This window comes from Rhodoferax saidenbachensis (genome assembly GCF_031457975.1).
In the GTDB taxonomy this organism is placed as follows: Bacteria; Pseudomonadota; Gammaproteobacteria; order Burkholderiales; family Burkholderiaceae_C; genus Allorhodoferax; species Allorhodoferax saidenbachensis_A.
This window is the reverse complement of sequence record NZ_JAVDXO010000001.1, coordinates 798812-823058: the sequence shown is the minus strand read 5'-3', so window position 1 is coordinate 823058 and position 24247 is coordinate 798812. Positions and strand designations below refer to the sequence as shown.

General features: G+C 61.9%; 23 protein-coding genes. 10 read left to right on the top strand and 13 right to left on the bottom strand.

Going from position 1 to position 24247, the window contains the following annotated elements; genetic code table 11:
• Window positions 1-12: 12 nt before the first annotated feature.
• On the bottom strand, window positions 13-1137 hold the full coding sequence (locus J2X15_RS03925) for a YHYH protein (protein ID WP_310339630.1): 1125 nt from the start codon (window positions 1135-1137) through the stop codon (window positions 13-15).
• A gap of 134 nt (window positions 1138-1271) precedes the next feature.
• On the opposite strand from J2X15_RS03925, the gene J2X15_RS03920 reads away from it, so the two are divergent.
• A complete protein-coding gene (locus J2X15_RS03920; RefSeq protein ID WP_310339629.1) occupies window positions 1272-4355 on the top strand; it encodes an EAL domain-containing protein in 3084 nt (1027 codons plus the stop codon).
• On the opposite strand, the gene J2X15_RS03915 is transcribed toward J2X15_RS03920, so the two are convergent.
• The gene (locus tag J2X15_RS03915) at window positions 4342-4725 is read right to left on the bottom strand and encodes a hypothetical protein (protein WP_310339628.1); all 384 of its coding nucleotides are present in this window, start codon (window positions 4723-4725) and stop codon (window positions 4342-4344) included. The genes J2X15_RS03920 and J2X15_RS03915 overlap by 14 nt on opposite strands.
• A gap of 186 nt (window positions 4726-4911) precedes the next feature.
• Between J2X15_RS03915 and J2X15_RS03910 the strand changes: the two genes are divergently transcribed.
• Window positions 4912-5493 (top strand): PadR family transcriptional regulator, encoded by a 582-nt coding sequence (locus tag J2X15_RS03910; RefSeq protein WP_310339627.1) that lies wholly within the window; start codon window positions 4912-4914, stop codon window positions 5491-5493.
• Window positions 5493-6296, top strand: coding sequence for a siderophore-interacting protein (locus J2X15_RS03905; protein ID WP_310339626.1), 804 nt, complete (start codon window positions 5493-5495; stop codon window positions 6294-6296). Before J2X15_RS03910 ends, J2X15_RS03905 begins: the two co-directional genes overlap by 1 nt.
• Window positions 6297-6353: 57 nt before the next feature.
• Here J2X15_RS03905 and gcvA read toward each other — a convergent pair whose 3' ends face one another.
• The gene (gene gcvA, locus J2X15_RS03900; RefSeq protein ID WP_310339625.1) at window positions 6354-7217 is read right to left on the bottom strand and encodes a transcriptional regulator GcvA; all 864 of its coding nucleotides are present in this window, start codon (window positions 7215-7217) and stop codon (window positions 6354-6356) included.
• Window positions 7218-7320: 103 nt separating this feature from the next.
• Between gcvA and J2X15_RS03895 the strand changes: the two genes are divergently transcribed.
• Entirely contained in the window at window positions 7321-8235 is a 915-nt protein-coding gene (locus J2X15_RS03895; RefSeq protein ID WP_310339624.1) for a DMT family transporter, read from the top strand.
• On the opposite strand, the gene J2X15_RS03890 is transcribed toward J2X15_RS03895, so the two are convergent.
• From J2X15_RS03890 to J2X15_RS03865, 6 genes are all read right to left on the bottom strand, one after another.
• Complete coding sequence (locus J2X15_RS03890; protein ID WP_310339623.1) at window positions 8204-8929, bottom strand: YceI family protein; 726 nt, start codon at window positions 8927-8929, stop codon at window positions 8204-8206. The genes J2X15_RS03895 and J2X15_RS03890 overlap by 32 nt on opposite strands.
• Window positions 8930-8936: 7 nt before the next feature.
• Window positions 8937-9902 carry a PDR/VanB family oxidoreductase gene (locus tag J2X15_RS03885; protein WP_310339622.1) on the bottom strand — a complete coding sequence of 322 codons (966 nt, stop codon included), beginning with the start codon at window positions 9900-9902 and terminating at the stop codon, window positions 8937-8939.
• On the bottom strand, window positions 9899-10939 hold the full coding sequence (locus J2X15_RS03880) for an aromatic ring-hydroxylating dioxygenase subunit alpha (RefSeq protein ID WP_310339620.1): 1041 nt from the start codon (window positions 10937-10939) through the stop codon (window positions 9899-9901). Before J2X15_RS03880 ends, J2X15_RS03885 begins: the two co-directional genes overlap by 4 nt.
• Before the next feature lie 126 nt (window positions 10940-11065).
• A complete protein-coding gene (locus tag J2X15_RS03875; RefSeq protein ID WP_310339618.1) occupies window positions 11066-11530 on the bottom strand; it encodes a MarR family winged helix-turn-helix transcriptional regulator in 465 nt (154 codons plus the stop codon).
• A 15-nt stretch (window positions 11531-11545) separates the two neighbouring features.
• Window positions 11546-11860, bottom strand: a complete 315-nt coding sequence (locus tag J2X15_RS03870) for a type II toxin-antitoxin system RelE/ParE family toxin (protein WP_310339615.1) — start codon at window positions 11858-11860, stop codon at window positions 11546-11548.
• Window positions 11860-12114 (bottom strand): hypothetical protein, encoded by a 255-nt coding sequence (locus J2X15_RS03865; protein WP_310339613.1) that lies wholly within the window; start codon window positions 12112-12114, stop codon window positions 11860-11862. Before J2X15_RS03865 ends, J2X15_RS03870 begins: the two co-directional genes overlap by 1 nt.
• Before the next feature lie 291 nt (window positions 12115-12405).
• On the opposite strand from J2X15_RS03865, the gene J2X15_RS03860 reads away from it, so the two are divergent.
• The 3 genes from J2X15_RS03860 (at window position 12406) to J2X15_RS03850 (ending at window position 14369) form a co-directional block, all read left to right on the top strand.
• Window positions 12406-12939, top strand: coding sequence for a Crp/Fnr family transcriptional regulator (locus J2X15_RS03860; protein WP_310339611.1), 534 nt, complete (start codon window positions 12406-12408; stop codon window positions 12937-12939).
• A gap of 69 nt (window positions 12940-13008) precedes the next feature.
• A complete protein-coding gene (locus tag J2X15_RS03855; RefSeq protein ID WP_310339609.1) occupies window positions 13009-13587 on the top strand; it encodes an NAD(P)H-dependent oxidoreductase in 579 nt (192 codons plus the stop codon).
• A gap of 263 nt (window positions 13588-13850) precedes the next feature.
• A complete protein-coding gene (locus tag J2X15_RS03850; protein ID WP_310339608.1) occupies window positions 13851-14369 on the top strand; it encodes a 2'-5' RNA ligase family protein in 519 nt (172 codons plus the stop codon).
• On the opposite strand, the gene J2X15_RS03845 is transcribed toward J2X15_RS03850, so the two are convergent.
• Window positions 14366-17116, bottom strand: coding sequence for a DEAD/DEAH box helicase (locus J2X15_RS03845; RefSeq protein WP_310339606.1), 2751 nt, complete (start codon window positions 17114-17116; stop codon window positions 14366-14368). The genes J2X15_RS03850 and J2X15_RS03845 overlap by 4 nt on opposite strands.
• Window positions 17117-17167: 51 nt before the next feature.
• Complete coding sequence (locus J2X15_RS03840; RefSeq protein WP_310339604.1) at window positions 17168-17716, bottom strand: C40 family peptidase; 549 nt, start codon at window positions 17714-17716, stop codon at window positions 17168-17170.
• A 218-nt stretch (window positions 17717-17934) separates the two neighbouring features.
• On the opposite strand from J2X15_RS03840, the gene J2X15_RS03835 reads away from it, so the two are divergent.
• The 3 genes from J2X15_RS03835 to J2X15_RS03825 all read left to right on the top strand — a co-directional run bounded on the left by J2X15_RS03835 (window position 17935) and on the right by J2X15_RS03825 (window position 21318).
• Complete coding sequence (locus J2X15_RS03835; protein ID WP_310339602.1) at window positions 17935-18615, top strand: TetR/AcrR family transcriptional regulator; 681 nt, start codon at window positions 17935-17937, stop codon at window positions 18613-18615.
• A 77-nt stretch (window positions 18616-18692) separates the two neighbouring features.
• On the top strand, window positions 18693-19301 hold the full coding sequence (locus tag J2X15_RS03830; protein WP_310339600.1) for an isochorismatase family protein: 609 nt from the start codon (window positions 18693-18695) through the stop codon (window positions 19299-19301).
• Window positions 19302-19422: 121 nt separating this feature from the next.
• The gene (locus tag J2X15_RS03825) at window positions 19423-21318 is read left to right on the top strand and encodes a propionate--CoA ligase (RefSeq protein WP_310339599.1); all 1896 of its coding nucleotides are present in this window, start codon (window positions 19423-19425) and stop codon (window positions 21316-21318) included.
• Between the two features lie 6 nt (window positions 21319-21324).
• Here the strand turns inward: J2X15_RS03825 and J2X15_RS03820 are convergent, their stop codons facing one another.
• Together J2X15_RS03820 and J2X15_RS03815 are read right to left on the bottom strand one after the other, a co-directional pair.
• The gene (locus J2X15_RS03820; RefSeq protein WP_310339597.1) at window positions 21325-22674 is read right to left on the bottom strand and encodes a FecR family protein; all 1350 of its coding nucleotides are present in this window, start codon (window positions 22672-22674) and stop codon (window positions 21325-21327) included.
• Between the two features lie 15 nt (window positions 22675-22689).
• Window positions 22690-23967 (bottom strand): tetratricopeptide repeat protein, encoded by a 1278-nt coding sequence (locus J2X15_RS03815; RefSeq protein ID WP_310339595.1) that lies wholly within the window; start codon window positions 23965-23967, stop codon window positions 22690-22692.
• Window positions 23968-24247 lie beyond the last annotated feature (280 nt).

The following is a 24247-nucleotide window of genomic DNA, read 5'->3' as shown; positions in this document are numbered from 1 at the left end:
TTCCTCAAACAATCAACGAGCGGCATTCAGGGCGGACTGCAGCGCGTCCACGCTGATGCCCAGCTTGGTGGCGGCGGCGCGCAGGTCCGGTGGGGGTGGGCCCAAAGCCTCACGCAATTTTTGTGCACTGATGCCCAAAGCGGAGGCGGCCTTGTTCAGGTCGGGTGGTGCACCACCAGGGCCAGCAGGGCCACTAGGACCATTTGGAGGCGCACCGGCGGCGCCTTCAGGCGGTCGGCCACCGGGGCCTTGCATATTGCGTTGTGGGCGCGGGCCGCTGATGGTGGTGACGTCGGACTGCTTGTAGCTGCCGCGCAGGCAGCCCGCGGTGTAGGGGAAGTCTGGCGTGGCGTGGTAGTGGTACATGGCCACCTGCTTGCCTTCCCAGGGGATCGTGTGCGTGTGACCGTGGCATTCGTCCAGGTCTTTGCTGGCCAAGGCTTGGCCTTTTTCGCCATACGAGCCGTAAATACCGAAGCCGTCCAGCAGATAGCCCACCAGCGCGGAGTGCCCATTGGGCTCGCGCTTGTCGGCCACACAGTTGCTGAGGCTGTGGTAGTGGTACACGCCCGATTCCTGCGGGTGGCCCTGGCAGGCATCTTGGGTCTCGTGGGCCACCGCATCACGGCCCGGTGCATCCAGGGCGTTAAATAGCACGGAGCCACTCAGCAGAAACCCAATCGCCCCCGGCACGCAGGTGGCCTGCGCTGCCAGCGTGGGCCACAGCGGCAGGGCCACTTGCATGGTTTGTGCCTTGATGCTGTTGGGGTTGCGGTCGTAGCGGTAGGCATCGCTGTTGCTGGGCACCGGATAGGTACCGGTGGCGTGGCTGGGCAGGTCGTTGCCGCTGAACACGCGTTGTTCGTTCTGAATGCTGAGCTTGAATTGCGAGGGCCAGTTCACCTGCCCCGGTACCACGGCCTTGGCGGTCAGGTCGTAGGTGCCTTTGGCGGTGTTGATCCATGGCCCGACCTGCTGGGCGCCGCCGGCCTGCGGGTCGATGTGGCAGGCCCAAATCCAACCCACTTTGGGCGACTGCGAAATCTTGCCGTCGCCCAAGGGCAGGGCGGTCAGGTCATGGCTGTGCCCCGAGGTGGAGACGATGGCCCAGACCAGGGCGGTCACTGATTTTTTCATCCAGGGCTCCGACAGGTTGTGCTGAGTGGGCCCAAGGATACGGCAACAAAGGGCCCACTATTGCCGGTGGACGCAGGTTGCCGTGTCTGGTGGATTAGGTGTACAAGGAGGGGGTCACACATCTCTAAATGCCCATGAAACTGGATAACGCCCGTAACCGATTCATTGTCATTGCCACCAGTGCCTATCTGGTTTTTGCGTTGGCCTGGATTTTTCTCTCTGACCAGCTACTGGCCAACTTCACCGATCGCTCTTCACTGCTCTGGCTATCCATCGCCAAGGGCTTGCTCTTTGTCGTTAGCACGGCCGGCATGTTCTTTGTCGCACTGCAGGCCGTCCCGCCTGTGCAGCCTGCGGACGACAGCAGTTTTATCGGGAGCCTGGACCATGGCTTGGCCGTACTGCAAGCCCCCCGTTGGATGGTCTATTTCTTCGCGTTGCTGGTGACCTTGCTCACGGTCATTGTGCGGGAGGGCATCGCGCATGGCCAGTCTCATCGGCCTATGTTGATATTGTTCATGATGCCCATCATTCTGAGCGCTCTGATTGGTGGATTGGGGCCGGGTCTGCTGTCGACGGTGGTCTCCGCAGTGGGGGCCTATTGGGTGTTCTTGGAGCCGCTGACATCGCAGACCGGCACGTCCAGCCAGAATCAGATCCAGTGGGCCTCTCTGGTTGCCAATGGGGTGGCCGTCAGCCTGCTCAGCGCTGTTCTGCGTCACTCTCTGCACCGCGCCGAAAGGCAGCGCCGCCTGCTTGACGGGGTGGTATCCGGTACTTCAGACGCGGTGTTTGTCAAAGACCGTGCGGGGCGGTATGTATTGGGGAATCAGGCCACAGCCCAATTCATCGGGAAGCCTTTGTCCTGGATCTTGGGCAAGGACGATACAGCGCTGTTCGACACTGCGTCGGGACAACATCTTATGGTCTTGGACAAGACCATCATGGAGGGCGGCATCACCCAAACCCATGAAGAAACCGTGAAGACACACGACGGCAAAAGTTTGGTGTTTCTGGTAACGAAGGGGCCGGTGCGCGATCCCGATGGCTCCATATCCGGCATTTTTGGTGTCGCTCGCGACATCACCGAACGCCGGAGGGCCAAGGATTTGCTGCGGGCACGAGAGCAACAACTGGCGCGCGTGATCGAAGGCTCTGACCAAGGCTTTTGGGACTGGAACCTGAAGACCAATGACTTTCATGTCAGCCCACGCTTTGAGACCATGCTGGGTTACGCGCCCGGAGAAATGGATGTCAGTGTTGAGCATTGGGGTGACCATGTGCACCCGGACGATTTGGCCGCTTCCATGGTGTCGATTCAGCGCCATATGGACGGCCAGACTGACAAGCATGAACTTGATTTGCGCTGCAAAAACAAGAGCGGTGAATGGCGCTGGCTGCATGCCAGGGGTCGTATCGTTGAATGGGATAGCGATGGCAAGCCGCTGACCATGGCTGGCTCGCACACCGACGTGACCCAGCAAAAGGCCTATGAATTGGCCCAGCGCGAAGCGAGCACCGTATTCGAATGCAGCTATGAGGGCCTGATGGTGGTCAATGCCGACGGCCTGATTGCCAAGGTCAACCCGGCGTTTGTCCGTATCACCGGTTATGCGGCAGAGGAGGTCATCGGTCAATCGCCGCGCATCCTGTCCTCAGGCAAACAGGACACCGAGTTTTACCGCCAAATGTGGGGTGCGATTGGCAAGCAGGATTACTGGCAGGGTGAAATCTGGAACCGCCGCAAGAGCGGTGAAATTTATGCCGAGCTGTTGTCCATCTCCGTGGTGCGCAACAGCGCAGGAGCGGTTGAGCACTATGTGGCAGTGTTTTCTGACATCAGCCGCTTGAAGGAACATGAAGCGGAGCTGGACCGCATCGCCCACTACGACCCGCTCACCGGGGTGCCCAACCGACGACTTTTGGCTGACCGTCTGGCGCAGGCGATTGCACGTACGGCCCGCAGTGATCTGTCGCTGGCGGTGTGCTATTTGGATCTGGACGGCTTCAAGCAAGTCAATGACGAGTATGGCCATCCGGGCGGTGACCAACTGCTGATTGGTGTGGCCGAACACCTCAAGAGAATCATGCGTGCTGAAGACACCCTGGCCCGGTTGGGGGGTGATGAATTCGTGCTGTTGTTGGCTGACATTGCTTCGCCCGAAGAGTGTTCCATCATTCTCGAACGGGTGCTGGCGGCCGCCAGCGGCCCGGTGCAGGTGGATGGCCGGGCGGTCAGCGTCTCGGCCAGCATTGGGGTCAGCCTGTACCCACAAGACCACGCCGATGCCGACACCCTGCTGCGCCATGCGGACCAGGCCATGTACCTGGCCAAAAATGCTGGCAAAAACCGCTTCCATTTGTTTGATCCGGAAAGTGATCGCAAGGCCCAGCAACACCGGCACTACATCGACCGCGTGAGGCTGGCGCTGGAACAGGGCGAACTGGTGCTGCATTACCAGCCCAAGGTGGATTTGCGCGACGGACGTTTGGTCGGCGTGGAGGCCTTGGTGCGCTGGCAGCACCCGGAAAAGGGCCTGCTACCGCCGTCGGAGTTTCTTCCCCATATCCAGGGCAGCAACCTCGAGCAGCCCCTGGGCGAGTGGGTGATCCGTACCGCGCTCGCGCAGGCCACGCAGTGGCTTCAGGACGGCCTGCAACTGCAGATGGGCGTCAACATTTCGGCATCACACCTGGTCCAGGTTGACTTCTGCGACAAGTTGGCTGCCGCCCTGTCTGTCCAGCCACAGTTGCCACCGGAATCGCTGGAACTGGAGGTGCTGGAGACAGCGGCTTTTGAAGACATCAACGCGGCAGGTGCCGTGCTGCGGCGATGTCAGGCGCTGGGTGTGCGCTTTGCGTTGGATGACTTTGGTACCGGCTATTCGTCCCTGACCTATCTGCGCAAGCTGCCCGTGGACACCCTGAAGATCGACCAGAGTTTTGTGCGCCACATGCTGACCGATAGCGAAGACCGCGGCATCGTAGAGAGCGTGATCCGTCTGGCCAGTGCCTTCAATCGCGAGGTGATTGCCGAGGGTGTGGAGACATTAGACATTGGTGCCGCATTGCTGGGCATGGGCTGCCACCTGGCCCAGGGCTACGGCGTGGCCAAGCCGATGCCCGCTGCAGCGCTTGCCCCTTGGGCTGCGCAATGGCGCCAGCAGGCGCGCTGGCGCGACCTAGCCACCATTGCTGGCGAGGCTACAGGTCCATAGGCAAGGGGTGCACGACGCGCAACTCGGATGCATCCTTGAAATGGATGGTCCAGTACGCGGGGGTGTGTGGCACGTTGGGCACCACGCAACTCACGTTGTGCGGGGCAATGTGCACCACGCTCGCGCCTTCGGGCGGTTCGCCTGCATGGTAGTGCCGCCACGTCGCTACCAGCAGCGGTAGTTGCACCAGTACCTGGCTCAAATCCTCGGTAATGCGGATGCCGTCGGTTTGCAACCCCATCACCTGAATGGCGGTTCTGCCTATTTGTGTCGCAGGCGGTTCTTCCACATACAAAACAGCATCGGTGTTGATGTGCACCTCGTCCTCCGTGGCGGGGTCGGTGGCCTTGTGGAAATGTGCAATGGGCATGTCCGTGGTCCTCGGATCGTGGAATGGGTGGTCCCCATGCTCGGCGATTGGAGGTCGTGGCGCTGTGTGCTGGCGCACAGAGCAGACGGGCTATGGTCTGCGTAAAAGCCTAGAGAAGATAGGGTTTAAACTTTATTTAGAATGCATTTAGATATATCATAATTGCATCTAGTAAAGGAGCAAACCATGCGACACCACCACGAACATTTCAAGTACCACATGCGCTCTTCCGAGCACGGCGACGCCATGGGTGGCGGCCGAGGTCGGCATGGCGATGAGATGCACGGCCGCCGCGGCGGTGGCCGCATCTTCAGCCACGGCGGCCTGCGCTTTGTGCTGCTGCAACTCATTAGCGACAAGCCCAGCCACGGCTACGAGCTCATCAAACTCATTGAAGACCGCCTGGGCGGCAGCTACAGCCCCAGCCCAGGCACCGTATATCCCACGCTGACGCTGCTGGAAGAGCAGGGTTATCTGCAGGGCGAAAGCGCTGACGCCGGTGGTCGCAAACGCTACGCCATCACGGATGCGGGCAAAGCCTTTTTGGAAGAGAACCGAGCCCTGACCGACGCCATGCTGGCCCGCCTGAACGGCGGTGTAGACGGCGCTGGCGCCCGTGGCGGCCGCCCGCCACAGGTGATGCGTGCCATCGAGAATCTGAAGCTGGCCATGCGCATGCGCCTGTCGCGCGAAGCGCTGACGCCCGACCAGGCCAACGCCTTTGCCGCCGTGCTGGACCGCGCGGCCCAGGAACTGGAGAAAATTTAATGTCTGTCGATCTAACGTCCCAACGCGTGCGCCACCCCCTGCGTTTTCGCCAACTGCAGGTCAGCCAGGTGGAACGCCTCACGCCCCACTTGGTGCGCATCACGCTCGCGGGGGATGACCTGGAAGGCTTTGTGAGCCTGGGGTTTGACGACCACGTCAAACTCTTTTTCCCTGATACGGTGACTGGTGTGTTGGCCTTGCCCACCGTGGGTGCCGAAGGCCCGGTGTGGCCCGAGGGCACACGCCCCACCATGCGCGACTACACGCCCCATCACTTTGACCCGGTGGCCCGCACGCTGCAGATTGACTTTGCGCTGCACCAGCCCGGCGGCCCAGCCACCGAGTGGGCGGCACAGGCCCAGGTGGGTCAGACGCTGGGCGTGGGTGGCCCGCGCGGTTCGCTCATCGTGCCCACGGGGTTTGATTGGCATCTGCTGATCGGTGACGACACCGCCTTGCCCGCTATCGCCCGCCGCCTGGCCGAGCTGCCTATTGGTGCGCGTGCCGAGGCTCTGATCGAAGTGGACGGCCCCGCCGACCACATCACGCTGCCCAGTGCTGCCACGCTCAGCGTGCAATGGGTGCACCGTAGCAGTTCTGGTGCCGACGCACTGCCGTTGCTGGACGCGCTGCGCCGTACCGTCATGCCGGCCGGCGTGTTCCATTCGTGGATAGCCTGCGAGTCCACCCAGGCTAAAGCCCTGCGTGCCTACCTGGCGTCCGAATGCAGGGTCAATCCGCAGTGGATTCGTGCCTCCAGCTACTGGCGCAGGGGCAGTGCGGATGCACATGAGTCGCTATAAATTCAGTAGCTGCTGGCGCAATGTAGACGGGGGATACAGTTGGTTTTGACTGGAAAATCACAAGGCCATGACCCATTCGCGAAAGCGCGCCATGGTCGGGTCTGCCAGGGTTTCGGGCAGGTAGACCAGGTAATACGCCATCGGCAAGTGCAGCGCTGTGGCCTGCACGCTGAGCAGGCGGCCCGCGGCCAACTCGGTTTCGACCAGCCCCCTGCGCACCAGCGCATAGCCCAGGCCGGCCAGCGCGGCTTCGATGGCGGCGTTGGAGTCCACAAATACCACGCCACCGCTGCTGTCCACCTGGCTCAGGCCCTGGGCATCCAGCCACAGCCGCCAGTCTTTGCGGCCCTCGTCGTGCAGCAGCAGATGGCTCTGTATGTCGGCCGCGGTCATCGACGTGCGGGGCTGGATCAACTCCGGGCTGCACACCGCAATGTAGTCACCTTCCATCAGTGTTTCGGCCCGCAACCCGGGGTAGCGCCCCAGACCATGGCGGATGGCAAAGTGAACTTCTTCGGTGTGCAGATCCACCATGCGCAGGGTGGTGCTGACGTGCACATCGATAGTGGGCGACTCTTGCATGAAGCCCTGAAGCCGGGGAACCAACCATTGCGCAGCAAACTGCGGCGTGCAGCTGACCACAATGGTCTGGCGCTGCGTCTGCGTAAGTTTGGCCGTGGCCCGCGCGATCATGGCCAGCGCCTCCTGGCAGGTGGCTTGGTATTCGCGCCCTGCAGGGGTTAGGGCCAGGCCGCGCGGCAGGCGCTCGAACAGCGGGCAGCCCAGAAAGTCTTCGAGCTTGCGCAGCTGCTGCGACACCGCGCCCGGCGTGACGCACAGTTCTTCGGCGGCCAGTTTGACGCTGAGCCAGCGTGCCGTGGCCTCGAAGAAGCGCAGGGCGAGGAGGGGCGGGAGTTGCATAGAGTTTAGAAATTCTAAAGCATCGTTCAATATAAATCGATTGCTCCGGCTAATGCTTGCAAGAAGAATCACCCCCAGAACCACTCTGCTTTGGACCCACACCATGAATGCTGCCAACTTGTCTCGACTGCTTTTGCTTGCTGCCCTGTGGGGTGGCAGTTTTCTGTTCATGCGCATTGCCGCGCCCGTGCTGGGAGCCGTGCCCACGGCGTTTGGTCGCGTGGTGCTGGGCACCGCTGGCCTGTTGGGCGTGGTGGCGCTGATGCGGTTGCCGCTCGCCTTCCATGGCAAGTTCAGGGCCACGCTGGTGCTGGGCGCCATCAATTCTGGCGTTCCGTTTTTGATGTTTGCATTCGCCGCCCGCATTCTGCCGGCGGGCTACAGCGCCATCCTGAACGCCACCACACCGCTCATGGGCGTCGCCATCGGTGCATTGGCATTTGGTGAAGCCTTGACATGGCCCAAGGCTCTGGGTGTGTTCGTGGGCCTGATGGGGGTAGTCATCCTGACCGGGGCTGGGCCCATCGCAATGACTGCGGCCACACTATGGGGCGTGGTCGCATGCTTGGTGGCCACCGCCTGCTATGGGCTGGCGGGCTTTCTCACCAAGCGGTGGATCAGCCAGCGCGGTGGGCTGGACAGCCGCATCGTGGCGCTGGGTAGCCAACTGGGGGCTGTGGTGTTGCTGCTGCCATTTGCTATCTGGGACACCGCAACCCACCCCGTGGCGTGGCGCGAGGTGACAGCCACCGTCTGGCTGTCGATGCTGGTGATGGGCCTGCTGTGCACCTCGCTGGCCTATGTGCTGTATTTCAAGCTGATTGCGGAAGTGGGCCCCATGAAGGCGCTAACCGTGACTTTTCTCATCCCGCTGTTTGGGGTGCTATGGGGGGCGCTGGTGCTGGATGAAGCGACTACCACTGCACATGCCCTGGGCGGCGGCCTGATTGCTGCGGCCTTGTGGTTGGTGTTGCGGCCCTCCGCAGTTAGTCAGCCACAGCCACCAGTGCGAACTTGATGGTGAGCGTGTCCACCACCTGCAGGGCACCCAGCGCGATGCTGAGCGGGGTGATGCCAAAGTCGGTCTGCCGGATCTCAAACTTGCCTTGCACCTGCAAGCGCTTACCCGAGGTTTGCAGTGCGACGGGTAGTGTGACCTCGCGGGTTTGGTCTTTGATGCGCAGGGCGGCGATGACCACGGGCGCCGTGGCATCGCCCTGCACACGGATCGACGTGATGCGGATGTCCGGGTAGCGCGCGCCGTCCAGCAGGGTGTCGCGCAGCATGTTGGCTTTGGTGCCCAGCTTCGCGTCTTCCGACACGTTCTGCGCAAAGTCCTCGCCTTCCGTAGCGCGTGCCGCGTTGTCATCCACCACCAGGTCGTTCACTGGCACGGAGATGTCGAAGCCGGAATTTTCCAGAGACGCCCCTTGCCAGACGCTGCCCTGAAGATTGGGCGAACTCACCACATGGTTGTGGCCCAGCCGGGCCATGGCACCCCCGCGGTAGACCAGGATGTGCAGTGTCGAGGCTGCGGGGTCAATGCGATAGACCTTGGCCAGCAGGGGGGAGGCGGGCTCTGCGGGTGGCGATGCGCGCTGTGGGCTTGCTTGCGCAGGCGTATCAACTGGCGGTGCCGATGTGCACGACACCAACATCGCCACGCCCAAGAGCAATGCTGTGGAGCGGGTGATGGGGCGTAGCAATGGCATCCGGCGACTATAAGTCCAGCACCAGCCGGGTGCTGCTGGCGCGCGAGCAGCAGGGCAGAAACTGGTCGTTCGCCGCCTGCTCTTCGGGCATCAGGTACTGGTCGCGGTGGTCCGGCGTGCCGGCCTTCACGCGGGTCAGGCAGGTGCCACAGACGCCCTGTTCGCACGACATGGGTATGTCCACGCCCGCAGCGTGCAGTGCTTCCAGCGCGGTTTGGTCTGGCAGCACCTTGATGACCTTGCCGGTGCTGGCAATCTCCAACTCAAAGCTCCCGTCGTTGGTGTGGTCCACCGGCGCGGCGCCAAAGTATTCGCGGTGCAGGCGCTCCTCTGGCCAGCCGGCTGTGCGGCCGGCGTTCAGCACTGCGTCCATAAACCCCTGCGGGCCACACACATACAGGTGCGTGCCCGGTGGAGCGTGCTGCAGCGTGCCGGCAATGTCCAGCTTCTGCGCGGTATCGCCATCGTCAAAGTGGTGCTGCACTTTGTCCGAGTAGGGCGAGGTGGCCAAGCGTTCCACAAAGGCCGTGCGCGCGCGGCTGCGGTTGCAGTGGTGCAGGGCGAAGGATTGGCCGGTGTTGGCCAGGTGCTCGGCCATGGCCAACATGGGCGTGATGCCAATGCCACCGGCCAGCAGCAGGTGGTGCGGCGCCTGCTCTGCCAAGGGGAACAGGTTGCGCGGCGTGCTGATGGTCAGCACGCTGCCTTCCGCCAACGCGTCATGCACGTTGGCTGAGCCCCCGCGCGAGGCCGCATCGCGCAGCACGCCAATCACATAGCGCTGGGTCTCACCCGGCGCATTGCACAGCGAGTACTGGCGTTGCAGCCCATTGGGCAGGTGTACGTCAATATGGGCACCGGCCGTGAAGGCGGGCAGGGCGCCGCCGTTCGCGGCCACCAGCTCCAGACTGCAAATGTCCTGCGCCTCCGCGCGCTTGTGCGCCACGCGCACCTGCAAGGTGGCGGTGCTCATGCCGTGACCGCGTTTTCTGCGGCAATCACGCGGTCAATCACCTTGCGCGACTGCACGCCGCCGGTGTCGATGTTGAGCATCAGCAGCTTGCGCTCGGGGTTGGCCAGCAGGTTCTTTTGCTGGCGCTCCAGCATCTCCTGGTCTTCGCCAAAAATCTTGCCCTGGCCTTCGCGGATCTGCGCCGTCAGCTCGGCATCCTGCGGCTTGAACTTGCGCGCCATGCCCCAGAAGTAGTGGATGCTGGTGTCCGTCTCGGGGGTGATGAAGTCCACCACCCAGCTCGCTGCCTTGAATTCGTCGGGGGCCTGGTAGCCGCCGTGGCCCTGCAATGCCACGCCCACCTCGATCATGATGTGGCTGGGCGGCGTGAAGTGGCAGATCTGCCAGCGGTCCACCGGCTGGTCGTCGGGCAGGCCGTTCATGCGCAGCGCCATCTTCCAGAACGGGGGCGCCTCAATGCCTTCCATGTAGCGCTCGGTAATCACATGGTCGCCGTCCACGCGGGTCTGGCAGGGCACTTCGTCAATTTCCTTTTGGCCAATGCTGGTGCTGTGCACATAGGTCTCATGCGTCAGGTCCATCAGGTTGTCGACCATCAGGCGGTAGTCACAGGCAATGTCGTAGAGCCCGCCGCCGTAGCCAAACAGCGGGTTGCCCAGCCACTCAAACTGGGGCACCAGGGCCACATCGGCCTTGGCTGCATCGCCGGGCCAGACCCAGACGAAGCCATGCGCCTCGTGGATGGGGAAGCTGCGGATGGCGGGGAAGCCGCGTGTGCGCTGGCAGGGCATGGACACGGTTTTGCCATCGCAGCCCATGGCCAGGCCGTGGTAGCCGCAGACGAGGGTGTCGCCTTCCACCTTGCCCAGCGAGAGCGGAGCGCCCCGGTGCGGGCAGAAGTCTTCCACCGCCGCCACCTGGCCCGCACTGTTGCGGAACAGGGCCATGGGGTGGTTGCAGATGCGACGGCCCAGGGGGCGGTCGGAAGGGATTTCTTCGCTGCGGGCGGCAACGTACCAGGTGTTGATGGGAAACATGGCCAGGCTCCTCGGTAGGTAACAGTTTTCATTCAGTATGCTGAATGTGATGAATCATAGACCCAAGTCAATTCCAAGGCTAGGGGGTGGGAATGAGGGTTTTCCCTTGATTGCAGCTCAGTCTGCCTAGGCGGGAGGCGTGTCGGCCGTAGGGGTGTTGAGGTGCACAAACTTGCGCAGCAGGCGCAAAAACTCTTCGCGCTCAGCAGGCTCCAGGGCGTCCAGCAGCTGCGCATACATGGGCGCCACGCGCGGCAGCATGTCGGCCAGCACGGCTTCGCCCTCGGGGGTCAGGCGCAGCGCGCGCTGGCGGCGGGGCAGTAGCTCGCGCACGATCCAGCCCTTGGCGTCCAGCCGGGTGGCAATGTCGGCGGTGGTGGACGTATCCAGCGCCACCCGGTCCGCCAGCGTCACCTGGTCCATGCCCGGCGTGTCCTGCAGCGCCCTTAAAACAGCGTACTGCACCGGCGTGATCTGCTTGCCATGCGTCTTGGCAAACGTGCCTACCGCCAACTGGTGCGCCCGCCGAATCAGGTGGCCGGGTTCGGCTTGCAGGGGAATGGGGGTGTCGGATGTGGTGGGCGTGGTCATGGCAATTTCAAAACTTCAATACACCGCGTCGTGGTCACCCACGTTCACCGGGATGATCTGGCTGTCCTGGATCAGCAGTTCTAGCGTAATGCGGTGCGACAGGTTGATGGACACGGAATGCAGTCCTTCGAGCTTGCCCTGCAGGGCGTGCAAACGCAGCGAAGGGTGTGCCGGGTTCAGTTCCAGCACCTGCAGCGTTTTCAGGTACTGCTGGCGCAACTCGGGGTGGCGCTTCAAAAAGCGGAAGGCTTTGCGGTTGTATTGCTCGGTAAATACCAGCGCATAAGCCGGTGAGTAGGGGGCGCCGGTGGGTGGCGTGGCGCCGGCCATTACATGGTGTCCAGCCGTGCCAAGTGGGCCTCTGGGGACTCTTGCACCGCGCGGCCTGTCGCCAGGTCTGCGCGGGTTTGGGCCAGCGCCGCATCCAGCTCGCATTCACGCAGGTAGTGGTAATGCGCCAGGTCCATCACCACAAACTTGTCTTTGCCGCGTACCTGGACCACGGCCTCGGTGGACGTGCTGAGGGCGAATTCAATGGCAGATATGCCCTTGGTTTTGAGGTCGTTAGCGCTGATGTGGGACATGGCATGCTCCAAGAGATGTGCTTAAAAGTACTCTTAATAATACGATTAATCGTGTAGTTCTGAAAGTTGGCGGGTTGATGGGAATGTATATGCCACTGATAAATGCCCATTTAATAAGCAATTCATACAGCCAACGTACCCTGATTGCTACATATTCAGTAGCTGTTCGCGCATATTCCACGTGGGCTATAGGCCTGTTTTATGTGTAAATGGCGGCGCCAGCCGGTTTGCGGGCTTCGCGCCGGTCGGTGAAGGCGAATACGCTTCGTGGACAATGCTTGGGCCTCCACCATGAACGCCTTGCACACCACCCTCGTAGAACTTGGCACTCACCGCCAGACGGGGGCACGCGAGTTGCTGCTGCGCGCGGGTGACGTGGCGCAGCGCCTGTACCTCATCGAGCAAGGCTGTGCGCGGCTCTTTCTGATTGACTCGCAGGGGCGCGAGACCAGCACCCAGTTTTTCTTTGAAGGCGAGGTGGTCAGTTCGATGGAGAGTCTGCTGACCGGGCGTCCCAGTGCCCTGCATCTGGTGACCATGGAAGCCTGCCACTTGCGCGTGGTTGAGGGCGCTGCCATCAAGGCCCGGGCCCTGGTGGACCCCGCACTGCAGGCCGACTTGCAGGCCCTGTTGCAGCAGCGGCTTATCCACTACGCCAACCTCTACACCAGCGCCATTGCCGACACGCCCACCCAGCGTTACCAGGCTTTGCTGGCCACGCACCAGCAGCGGCTGGAACGCATTCCGCTGCACATTTTGGCGGCCTACCTGGGCGTGAGCGCTGTGCACCTGAGCCGGATTCGGCGCAAATTAAAGGCGCTCTGAACCTTTGTTAATGACGGCGCGGCCCGCGCTTCGCATCATCGCCCCATCCCTATTTTTGATGGAGCACACATGCAAACCCTGGTCATTCTGGCCCACCCCTATTCCAAGAGCTATTGCCACGCCCTGTACCACCGCGTGGTGCAACAGCTACAGCAAGCCGGCCACACCGTGGACTGCCTGCATCTGGACGCGGAAGACTTTGACCCCGTGATGCGTGGGGCGGATCTGGCCGTGTACGCACGCGGCCAAAGCGCCGACCCCAACGTCCCGCGCTACCAGGCACGCATAGACGCTGCCCAGCAATTGGTCTTTATCTTCCCGATTTGGTGGGAGGTCATGCCAGCCCTGCTCAAGGGTTTTATCGACAAGGTGTTCACCAATGGCTGGGCCTACAAGCCCTCCAAGCGTGGCGTCGAGGGCCGTTTGACCCACATCCAACGTGCAGTTGTCGTAACCACCATGAACACACCCAAATGGGCCTATCGCTGGTTGTATGGCGATGCCGTGCAGCGCGCCCTGGTGCGCGGCACGTTGCGCAAATGCGGCGTGCGCAAGGTGGAGTGGGTGGCCCTGTCCCCCGTCAGCCACGCTACCGATGCCAAGCGACAAAGCTGGCTGAACCAAGTGGGCGCCATGTTCACCGCCTGACGGGAGCCCCGCATGCTTTAGGCGCACAAAGCACTACCATTGTGTGAGGGCCGCAGAAGTAATGCAGCCATAGCGTGCGTTGATTTGCTATTAATTTAGTAGCTGCTGGCGCATATTCTGTGGGGTCTGCAAGGCTTTTTATTTAAAAATCGGGAGGTGCAATGCCTGAGCAGTTCAACCTGCCCGGCTTTGAGGCGGGTGGCCCGTCACCACCCCGACCACGCCCGAAACCAGCACCGCGGCGGCCATACTGGGCGTTTACCGTGTTCTTCGCTATCCGCCCCGCGCCAGACGACGCGCGGACTCTGGAGGTGCTGGGGCAGCGCTTGGCCCAGGACCATGGCTTGCGGTGCGAGTTCCTGGCGGCGGACCGCCTGCATGTGAGTTTGCACAACCTGGGGGAGTACGACGCAGTCCCGCCGGGGTTGGTGCAGCGGGCCAGCCAGGTAGCCGACGCGCTGGTCTTTCCTGCGTTTAAGGTGGTGTTCGATAAGGCCATGGTGTTTCGCAGCCGGGGTGCGCCCTATGTGTTGTGCGGCGGGGAAGGACTGAATGCGCTCAGGCAGTTTCGGCTGGCGCTGGGCATGGCGATGGCGGACTTGCATATGCCCGTGTTGCACAGCTTCACACCCCATATGACCCTGGCCTACAAAGGCCGGTTGGGGCTGGTGCATGCCATAGCCCCCGTGTGTTGGCCCGCATATGAACTCGTGCTGATCAATAGCCACTATGGCAAAACCGTGCACGAGGTATTAGGGCGTTGGCCTCTGGCTAGGAGTTAAGCCCTGCGGCCGCTATTGCCCCAGCGTCGCGCCGCTTCTTCCGGTGTTTGCCCGGTCGTCATCAGCGCACCCAGCGGTGCCAGCAGAGCGTCCAGATCTGCGACATCGAACTTCAAAGCTCCCGCAGCGTCATGCCCCAGCACGCTGTCCGCCAGCGCCAGTTTGCGCGCCTGCAGCTCCAGCATGCGTTCCTCAATGCTGCCTTCCACCACCAGCTTGTAGACAAACACCGGCTGGTCCTGGCCGATGCGGTGGGCGCGGGCGGTGGCCTGTTCTTCCACGGCGGGGTTCCACCACGGGTCCATGTGGATCACGGTGTCAGCGGCGGTCAGGTTCAGGCCCACGCCGCCGGCCTTCAGGCTCAGTAGCAGGATGGGCACTTCCTGCGCCTGGAAGCGCTGCACCACGCTGCCACGGTCCTTCGGCGCAGTCTGGCCAGTCAGACTCAGGAAGGGCAGGGCTTGGGTGTGCAGTTGGTCTGCAATCAGCTCCAGCAGCTCGGTGAATTGCGAGAACACCAGCACGCGCCGGCCTTCCTCCACCAGCGCGGGCAGCATGTCGGCCAGCAGTTCCAGCTTGGCGCGTTCCATGGTGTCAGCGGGTTTGCTGCCTTTGACCAAATGCGGGTCGCAGCAGACTTGTCGCAATTTTAGCAACGCATCGAGGATGCTGATCTGCGCGCCGCTAAAGCTCTGGCGCTGCAGCACACGGCGCACTTGCACATCGGCGGCTACACGCACGCTCTCGTACAGCTCCCGCTGCTGGCCCTGCAGTTGCACGCGTTTGATGACCTCGGTGCGCGGTGGCAGTTCGCTGGCCACATCCTGCTTGCGCCGGCGCAGGATGAAGGGGCGCACGCGCTGGGCCAGCAGCGCGGCACGCAGGGTTTCGCCGTTTTCTTCGATGGGCTTGCGCCAGCGTGCGGCGAAGTGGCGCGCATCGCCCAGAAAACCCGGCATCAGCCAGTCGAACTGCGCCCACAGCTCGCCCAGGTGGTTTTCCATGGGTGTGCCGGTCAGGCACAGGCTGTGGCGGGTCTGCAGGCGGCGCAGGGCGCGGGCGCTGCGGCTGCCAGCGTTCTTCACCATCTGCGCTTCGTCCAATATGACCAGGTGAAAGCGCTGAGCGGCGAGTGCATCCATGTCGCGCCACAGCAGCGGGTAGGTGGTCAGCACCACGTCGTGGTCTGGCATTTGGGCAAACAGGTCTGCGCGCTCGGGGCCTTGCAGCGTCAGCAGGCGTAGCTCGGGCGCCATGCGCTTCGCTTCGGCTTGCCAATTGAAGATCAATGACGTGGGCAGCACCACGAGCACCGGTAGGTCCAGCCGGCCGGCATGTTTTTCTACCAGTACGTGGGCCAGTGCCTGTGCGGTTTTGCCCAGGCCCATGTCGTCGGCCAAGATGCCGCCCAGGCTGTGGGCGCGCAGGTACTGCAGCCAGGCCAGGCCTTCGAGCTGGTAGGGGCGCAGTTGCACCTGCAAGCCTTCGGGTGCGGCTACGGGCTGCGGCGCGCCCAGGGCTTTGAGGCGCTTGGCCAAACTGGCGAGGCCCACGTCACCTTCCAGTTGCCAGGCGTTGTGCGCGCCCACGCGGTGGGCTTCCAGCAGGCTCGCGCGCAGGGCGTCCAGGCGCCGTGCCTCCCACGCGCCCAGCTTCAGTAGGCACTGGTCCTGGTTGCGTAACGGGTCGGTCAGCAGGTCCACCATCGCGCCGACGATGGCCTTGATGGGGGCCGCAGGGGCATCAATGCGTTTGCCACCCGTTGCGCGCAGCGAGACGATGGCCAGGTCGTCGATGGCTGCGATCTGCGCGGCGTTGAGCCAGCGGTGGTCGCGACGCAGCAGGTCGGCCAGCATGGGCGCCAGGTCCAGCGTCTGGCCGTCAATCTCAATCCCCAGGCTCAGCAACCAGGCGCCTTCGCGCGCGGGCAGTTGCAGCTTTTCCACGCCGCGGCCGGGTTGGGCCAGTGGGCTGTCCAGCTCCTTGCCCAGCACTTCGCCGGTGTCGGGGCTGACCACCAGCTTCCAGCGTTGCACCGGCACGCTCTCGTGCGCAAAGCCGGGCTTGACGACGACCGACCAGCCCTTGGCCTGCAATTGCGGCACCTGGTCGGCCCAGAAGTCGCCAAAGAATTCCTCCTGCGGCAGCGTCCACACGGAGTCCAGGGCCGGGTGTTCGCGGCTGCGCCATTGGAAAGACTGCGGGTCCAGCGGCACAAAACCCATGTCCCACACCAGGTCCATGGCGTCGGCCTCGGTGGCCAGGTCGCGCTGCATGCGTACCACGGGGCCGCCGGTGTCAAACAGCTCCTGCACGGCCTGCGGGCGGTTGTTGAGGATGGAGGTGGGCGCGGGCGTCTGCCAGCGGTCGCCGGCAGCCGTGGTGTAAGTCCAGTCGAACTGGGCCAACGTGACGCTGTCGCCGCGCGGCCCTAGCTTGCCCTGCGGTTTGAGGCCCAGCAGGCCGTCGCCGCGGCCCAGGGTTTGTAGCGTGAGGCGAGGGCGGAAGTGGCCGGGCAGGCTGTCCCTTGGTGCTTCGATCACCGGTGCGGGCGCAGCCGGTGGCGGGCTGTCCAGGCGCAGCAGCGCCATCACGCGGGCGGCATCCGCATCGGACAGCGTGGGCAGGTTTTTCAGGGTGGCGGCATCGGCCTTGCGCCTCAGGGCATCCACCCAAGCCGCAACAGTGCGGTCGCGCTGGTCTGCGCCGGGTTGCAGATTCTTGGAGCTGTTACTGGGGCTGGCCATGCGGCGATTGTGCCGCGGCGGGTTTGCGGCTGCGCGCCCGTATCGACACGCTCAGCGAGCGGCTAGCGGGGCGGGCTCTTCGGTGGCAACGCGGCGTGCACCGTCAAAACGCTTGGACCAATAGCTGATGCCCATGTCTTCCACCCGCACCTCGGCACCGGGGCGCGGCGAGTGGATGAATTTGCCATTGCCTACGTAAATACCCACGTGGCTAAAAGCGCGGCGCATGGTGTTGAAGAACACCAGGTCACCAGGTTGCAGGTCTTTTTTGTCTATTTTTTCGGTGGCTGCGGCCTGTTGTTCTGCCTTGCGGGGCAGCAGCAAGCCTGCGGTTTGCTCATAGATGGCGCGAACAAAGCCGCTGCAATCAAAGCCAGTCTGTGCATCGTTGCCGCCACGTTTGTACGGCACGCCCAGAAAGGCCATGGAGTTCAGCACCAGCTCGGACGCCTTGGTGCCCATTTTCTCCCCCACATCACCAATGCGCGCCAACAAGCCGCGCTCATGCATGAAGCGTGACATGTCGTCGGCGGGAGGCGTGGGTTCGGCGTGTGCAGTACCAATCAAGAGTGCAGCAACAACCAGAAAGCGAAAAAGCATCGGCGCAATGTAATGAGCTAAGCGATCGGTGTCAAGCAATGTAGTGTCTCAAGATGTTCTGGTAAGTCTTTGATTTGTTGAAGAAATGAAAAGTTTACAGACTGAATGCATGGATCTTGTGTTCTAAAAAATAAACAATGTTCAAAATTAAATTCAAGGTTTTTGTAATTAAGTGATGTTCAAATACTTGGCGTAGTGTTTGATAGGGTGTGTGTTCCATGGAACTGAAGAACAAGCGCCAGCAGGCGATGGCTGAGGCCAGGCGGGGCATCGTGATGCGAGCGGTGCGTTCGGCCATTGCCGAAGGGGGCGTTCAGGGCGCCAATGTGCGTGACATTGCCCGCCGGGCTGGGTACACGCCGGGTGCTCTGTATGCCTACTTTCCGGGCAAACAGGCCCTGTTCGCGGCGGTGCTGCAAGAGACCTTGCAGGGCGCACAGGCTGCCGCCCAGCAGGCCAAAGTGCCTAAAAATAATGCAGGGTCCAGCATTCTTCACGTGCGTGCCCATGCCTGGTTTGCATATTTTTCGGCCCACCCCAGTGAGGCCGGTCTGGTCCTGCATCTGTTGGCCCAAGACACTACCGATCCCGAGCAGTTGGCCCAAACCCACCATATCGTGGCGGATCTGTTGCAGTCTTTGGCGCCGGTGTCGGCCGCTTTGGGTGCGCTGGGTTGCCCTGACGCGCAGCTGCCATCAGAAACCATGGCGTTGCTGTCGGCTGCCATGGGCGCCTTGCTATTGCGCGATGCCAGGCGTTTGTCTGCGCTCAACGCCTTGGCTTTGCAGTCGTTTGCAACCCACCTAGACCATGCCGCAGCCCGCTGGGCCATGGCCCCGGCATTAACCGCTGAAGAGGGGCAGGGCAGCACGCCCGCCCAAGTGGACTTGTTTGGCTAGCGCGGTCGGGGCGTATCGCCGTTAGTCGCTTAAGCGGCGGTTATGCTTATCTGTATTAGTCAGAAGGAAAGAGTCCTATGTTGTTAGATATTGAAGAAAGCCAGCTGGTTTTGGTGGATTACCAAGTGCGGCTCTTGCCCGCCATGCTGGAAGGTGATCTGGTATTGGCCAATGCCGTGCGGCTGGCACGTTGGGCCGCTTTGCTGGACGTGCCTGCTTTTTATACCGAGCAAAACCCGTCGGGATTGGGGGCCACGGTGCCGCAACTGCTGGAAGCACTGGAAGAGTCAGAGGCCCGCGTGCTCAGCAAAATGCAGTTCAGCGCGGTGGAAGAGGGGCTGGGCGAGTGGCTGCGCCCGCCGGCCAAACCTGCGCAAGGCAATGCGCGCAGCCTGCCCAAGCACCTGCAAAAACCACCGGCGGACCAGCGCGGCAGCATCGTGATTGCGGGCTGCGAAGCGCATGTGTGCTTGCTGCAGACGGCGCTGGACCTGCTGGAAGATGATTTTGAGGTGTGGGTGGTGACCGACGCCTGCAGCTCCCGCTCCGAGCGCAACCGCGATGCCGCCTTTGACCGATTGGCTGGTGCCGGTGCCGAACTGGTGACGACCGAGATGGTGGGGTTTGAATGGGTGCGCTCTGCCGAGCACCCGGACTTCAAAGCCATGCAGGCGCTTATCAAGTAAGCCTGCTGTCTTTGGCGGGCGAGGGGAGACGCCCCCTTGGGTAAATACTGAAGTCAGCTTGTAGCAAGTTGCTTGCTCATAATTATGAATTCAGTTTTATAGACCCGACCGGAGACACCCCATGCCAGGCTACGCCGATTTTTACCGTCGCTCTATCGACGACCGCGACGGCTTCTGGGCAGAGCAGGCCGCACTGATCGATTGGCAGACACCGCCCCAGCAGGTGTGCGACTACAGCACCCCGCCCTTTGCGCGGTGGTTCGTGGGGGGTACCACCAATCTGTGCCACAACGCGGTGGACCGCCACCTCCCGACCCGCGCTGACCAGGCTGCCCTGATCGCTGTTTCCACAGAAACCAACACCGAGCAGGTGTACACGTTCGCCCAGCTGCATACCGAAGTGCAGTGCATGGCGGCGGCCTTGCGTGCACTGGGCGTGAACAAAGGGGACCGGGTGTTGATCTACATGCCCATGGTGGCAGAGGCTGCATTTGCCATGCTGGCCTGCGCGCGCATTGGCGCCATCCATTCTGTGGTGTTCGGTGGCTTTGCGGCCGGCTCCTTGGCCTCGCGCATTGAAGATGCGACCCCCACAGTGGTGGTGAGCGCCGACGCGGGCTCTCGCGGCGGCAAGGTGGTGGCCTACAAGCCGCTGCTGGATGAAGCCATTGCCATCTCAACCCACAAACCAGCTGCGGTGCTATTGGTAGACCGGCAATTGGTTGCTATGAATTTGGTAGCGGGTCGCGATTATCTGTGGGGGGCTCTGCGCCAGAATCACTTGCAAACGGTGGTCCCGTGCGAGTGGGTAGATGCCACGCACCCTAGCTACACGCTGTACACCAGCGGCACCACCGGTAGACCGAAGGGTGTGCAGCGGGACACCGGCGGTTACGCCGTGGCGCTGGCCGCGAGCATGCAGCACATTTATGGCGGCAAGGCGGGCGAAACCTATTTCTCCACCAGCGACATTGGCTGGGTGGTGGGTCATAGCTACATCGTCTACGGCCCCTTGATCGCCGGCATGGCCACCATCATGTACGAAGGGCTACCAACCCGCCCGGACGGCGGCATCTGGTGGAGCCTGGTCGAAAAATACAAGGTGACCGTGATGTTCAGCGCCCCCACGGCGGTGCGGGTGCTCAAAAAACAAGACTCCGCCTGGCTGTCCCGATACGACCTGTCCAGCCTGCGCGCCCTATTTTTGGCGGGCGAGCCGCTGGACGAACCCACGGCGCAGTGGATCAGCCAGGCGCTGGGCAAGCCCATCATCGACAACTACTGGCAAACGGAGACCGGTTGGCCCATCCTCAGTATCGCCAATGGCGTTGAGCAAGCGCCCAGTAAATTTGGCAGCCCCGGCGTGGCCATGTATGGCTACAACGTCAAACTCTTGGACGAAAACACAGGCGAAGAGCTGCTAGGCGCGGACCAGAAAGGCGTGGTGGCCATCGAAGGGCCGTTGCCGCCCGGCTGCATGCAAACCGTGTGGAAAGACGATGCCCGGTTTGTCAAAACCTACTGGAGCAGCATTCCCGGTAAATTGGTTTACAACACCTTTGACTGGGGTGTGCGTGACAAGGATGGTTACTTTTTCATCCTGGGCCGTACCGACGATGTGATCAACGTGGCGGGTCACCGCCTGGGAACGCGGGAAATTGAGGAAAGCATTTCCAGCCACCCCAACGTGTCGGAGGTGGCCGTGGTCGGCGTGGCCGACGCGCTCAAGGGCCAGGTGGCCATGGCATTTGTTGTTGCCAAAGACGCCAGTTCGCTTATTGACGACGCGACCAAGCTAAAACTTGAAGGCGAAATCATGAAGGTGGTGGACCACTCGATTGGCGCTGTGGGCCGCCCGGCGCGGGTGCGCTTTGTGACGGTATTGCCCAAAACCCGCAGCGGCAAGCTGCTGCGCCGCGCCATTCAGGCGGTGTGCGAGGGGCGGGATCCCGGGGATCTCACCACCATGGAAGATCCGTCGGCCCTGCAGCAGATACGTGACCTGATTTCGTCGTGACGTGAACTATTGGGCGTTGTTGGTGACTTCTGCGCCCTTGGTCATACCCACCGCACCCGTGATCGTGCCCACGGCCGTGCTGGTTTGCTGAAAGGTAAAAGCAGCCTTGGCCGCACCAGCGCCGGAGAATATGCCCTTGAAGTTGGAGTCGGTCATGGATGCGTTGAAGCGGGCTCCGCTCAAGGAGCCGCTGGCGCTGGCGGTGTAGTCGTTGCCTGCGAAGCGTGTAGTAGCGCTGACACTCTGCACATACGAAGAACCAAAGTCCACTGTCATGCTGGCACTAACCAATTGCCCGACCAGTGTTGCACCGGTGGAGGTGTTGGTGGCCGTTGGCGCGGTTGCGCCAATCATGTTGTATTCAAAGGTACCTACTGTGGGCATCTGCAGCGTAGGGGTCGGGCGGCCCACGATGTAGTGGACGTCTTGTAGTGCGGCGGTCGTGCCTGACAGCGGGCCCTTGGTGGCCGTCGCCCAATAGCCCCAGCCGATGTAGTCCGCGGCAAACGGATCCCCAGATGCATTGAAGCTGGACACATTGTTTGCCTTGAGCAATTGCTTGGATCCATCCGAGTCCAAAAAGGAGACCAGAGGTGTGTCGATCACGACTGCGGAGGCTTTGCCGTCGGCGTTCACAGTGGAATACCCGGCGGTATTGAGTGCGCTGTCGATACCCTTGAATTCGGCCTGCAGGTCGTTGATGATGTACACCTTGTTGCCTGCCACGGTCTGACTCTGTGGCGGAGGGGGCACACTGCCTTCGGACGAAGTGCGCTGGGTGGTGCGCGCCGGGTCCTGGTTCTTGTCCTTGACTACCACGGTTTCTCCAGCGGTCAGTCCAGCACAGCCCGTGTTGGTGCAAACCACAATGGCGTCTTGCTCTGCGTTCACGGCAACGGAGCCGTCGGTGTTGTAGGAAATCAGGAATGAGGACCCACGGATGCCGATGGTCGCGGTGTTGGTAATGACTTTGTAGTTGTCATGGTTGCGCTTGCCGATCAGGCCGGTGATGGCGCGCATGCCGCCCTTGGCCAATTCGACCAGAAAGCTGTCTGTTTTTGTGTCTTTGTTGTCGGCATAGCTGGCTAGTTTGAACTGCGAATTGGGTTGGATCGCAACCATGCCGCCATCGCTGAAGCGGATCTGTGCCTGCGCGCCCGTGCTGGTCACGATGTCGTCGCCACTCTGAACGGAGCCGCCTTTCTTCAGCGGCACATTGTTTCCGTTGGTGGAACGTACCGACACATCGCCAAACACAAAGTTGGCCGTGCCAGCATCTACCGCCCAGCTCCAGGGGGATGTAGCAAGCAAACCCACTGCTAGGGCAGTGCGGCAAGAGAAGAGGTGTGTGCGCATGGTGTGCTCCTGCTATCAAAATTCGCGGCGTGCGGTGATTGAAAGCGTCTGTTTTTCAAAGGTGGAAGTGCTGAGGTTGGACACGTTTTGCAGGTAGGCCCACTGCGAGGTCACGCGCCAAGCCTTGGCGGGCACCCAGATAGCCCCCAAAGTCAGCCCCCATTGCTGGTCGTGGCGTACGCTTCCAAAGAAGGGGTCTGGCCCGTTATAGCCCCGGTCTTCCAGGCTCACGGTGGCAAAGCCTGCCAATGCTGCTGAAAACGGTCGCTGCAGGCCCACGCGCGCACCGATGAACTGTTGCCCCAAATGGCCTACCCCCGGTTCCATGGTGATTTCTTGTCCGATGTAGCCGCTGCCATAGGCGGACAGTCCGCTTTTGAACTGTTGTCCGTAAGACGCACCCACGGTGTAGCGGTCGACATTGCGGGTTTGCTGCGGGTAGCGGAGCTGGCCCAGTTGTGCATAGGCATTGAACTGGCGAAACCCATCAAAGCGATGTGTCCACTCGCCGGTGACGCTCCAACTGCTGCGGGCGGATACGCTCGCAATAGTGCTGTTGCCCAGTTGCAGGGCCACGGTGTATTCATTGCGGTCTACCAAGTAGGCGGCACCTGCACTGGCGTCGATCTGGGTGTTGTCATAGGCCAATGCATTTGTCTCGTGCGCGCGAAAACTAGCGCTCAGGCTACCGATGGCAGACCAGCGCGGCGCAATGGCAGTGCGCCCGGAGATGCCCAGCCCCATGCCACCAAACTGGCTGGACACCGGTTTCAGGCCAAAGGTCTTGCTGTCCGGGGCGCTATTGACATTGTTGTCGAACCCCGCTGTGGCTTCAAGGTAGCCCCGGGTCGTGGTCTTGGCTTCCGCCTCGATACGCTCTATGGTTTGGAGCAACTGGTCGATGGTGCGGGCTGCCTCGGTGGGAATGCCTTGCTCCTTGGCTTGGCCCAGCATGGTTTTGGCACCCGCGTTGTCGCCCACGGCATACAACGCATGTCCGAGTTCGGCCCGCGCCCGGGCGTTGTTGGGGGTAACCATCAAGACCCGTTCCAGCGCAAAGATGGCGCGCGTGTAATGCCCTGCCTGGTTGGCAGCAATGCCCAGTACTAGGTCGAAGTCAGGGTCGCCGGAGCGTTGCATTTCCTGGGGCTCCAGCATCTCAAAGGCCTTTTGCGCCGAACCTGATTCGGCCAACGACAAGGCTTGCTTCAGCGTATCGTCCCATTCAGCATGGGCTGTGCCGACGAGCAATGCGCTGCCAAGAGCCAGACAGGAAAGAAAACGTAAACGCATGGAAGGGGCTTTCTGGCGAAATGGGGAGGCCTAAGCACACAGGCATGAAGCGAATTTTATGCCATGCACTTTTGCAATAAAAGCACAATTTCCCCTAGGCAGGCAGTGGTCTGGCCTGGGTGTGCATTGCCCCAGTCTGGTGAATTTCCTTTGCCGCGTACCCCATAAGGTGGCACAATTCACCCTGCAATGAAGGCCCTTCCCATGCCACAGTCGCATCCGCCAATCGGTTCAGCCGTGTCGCGGAAGGTTAATTAACTAGCTTTAACCAGCTAATGTT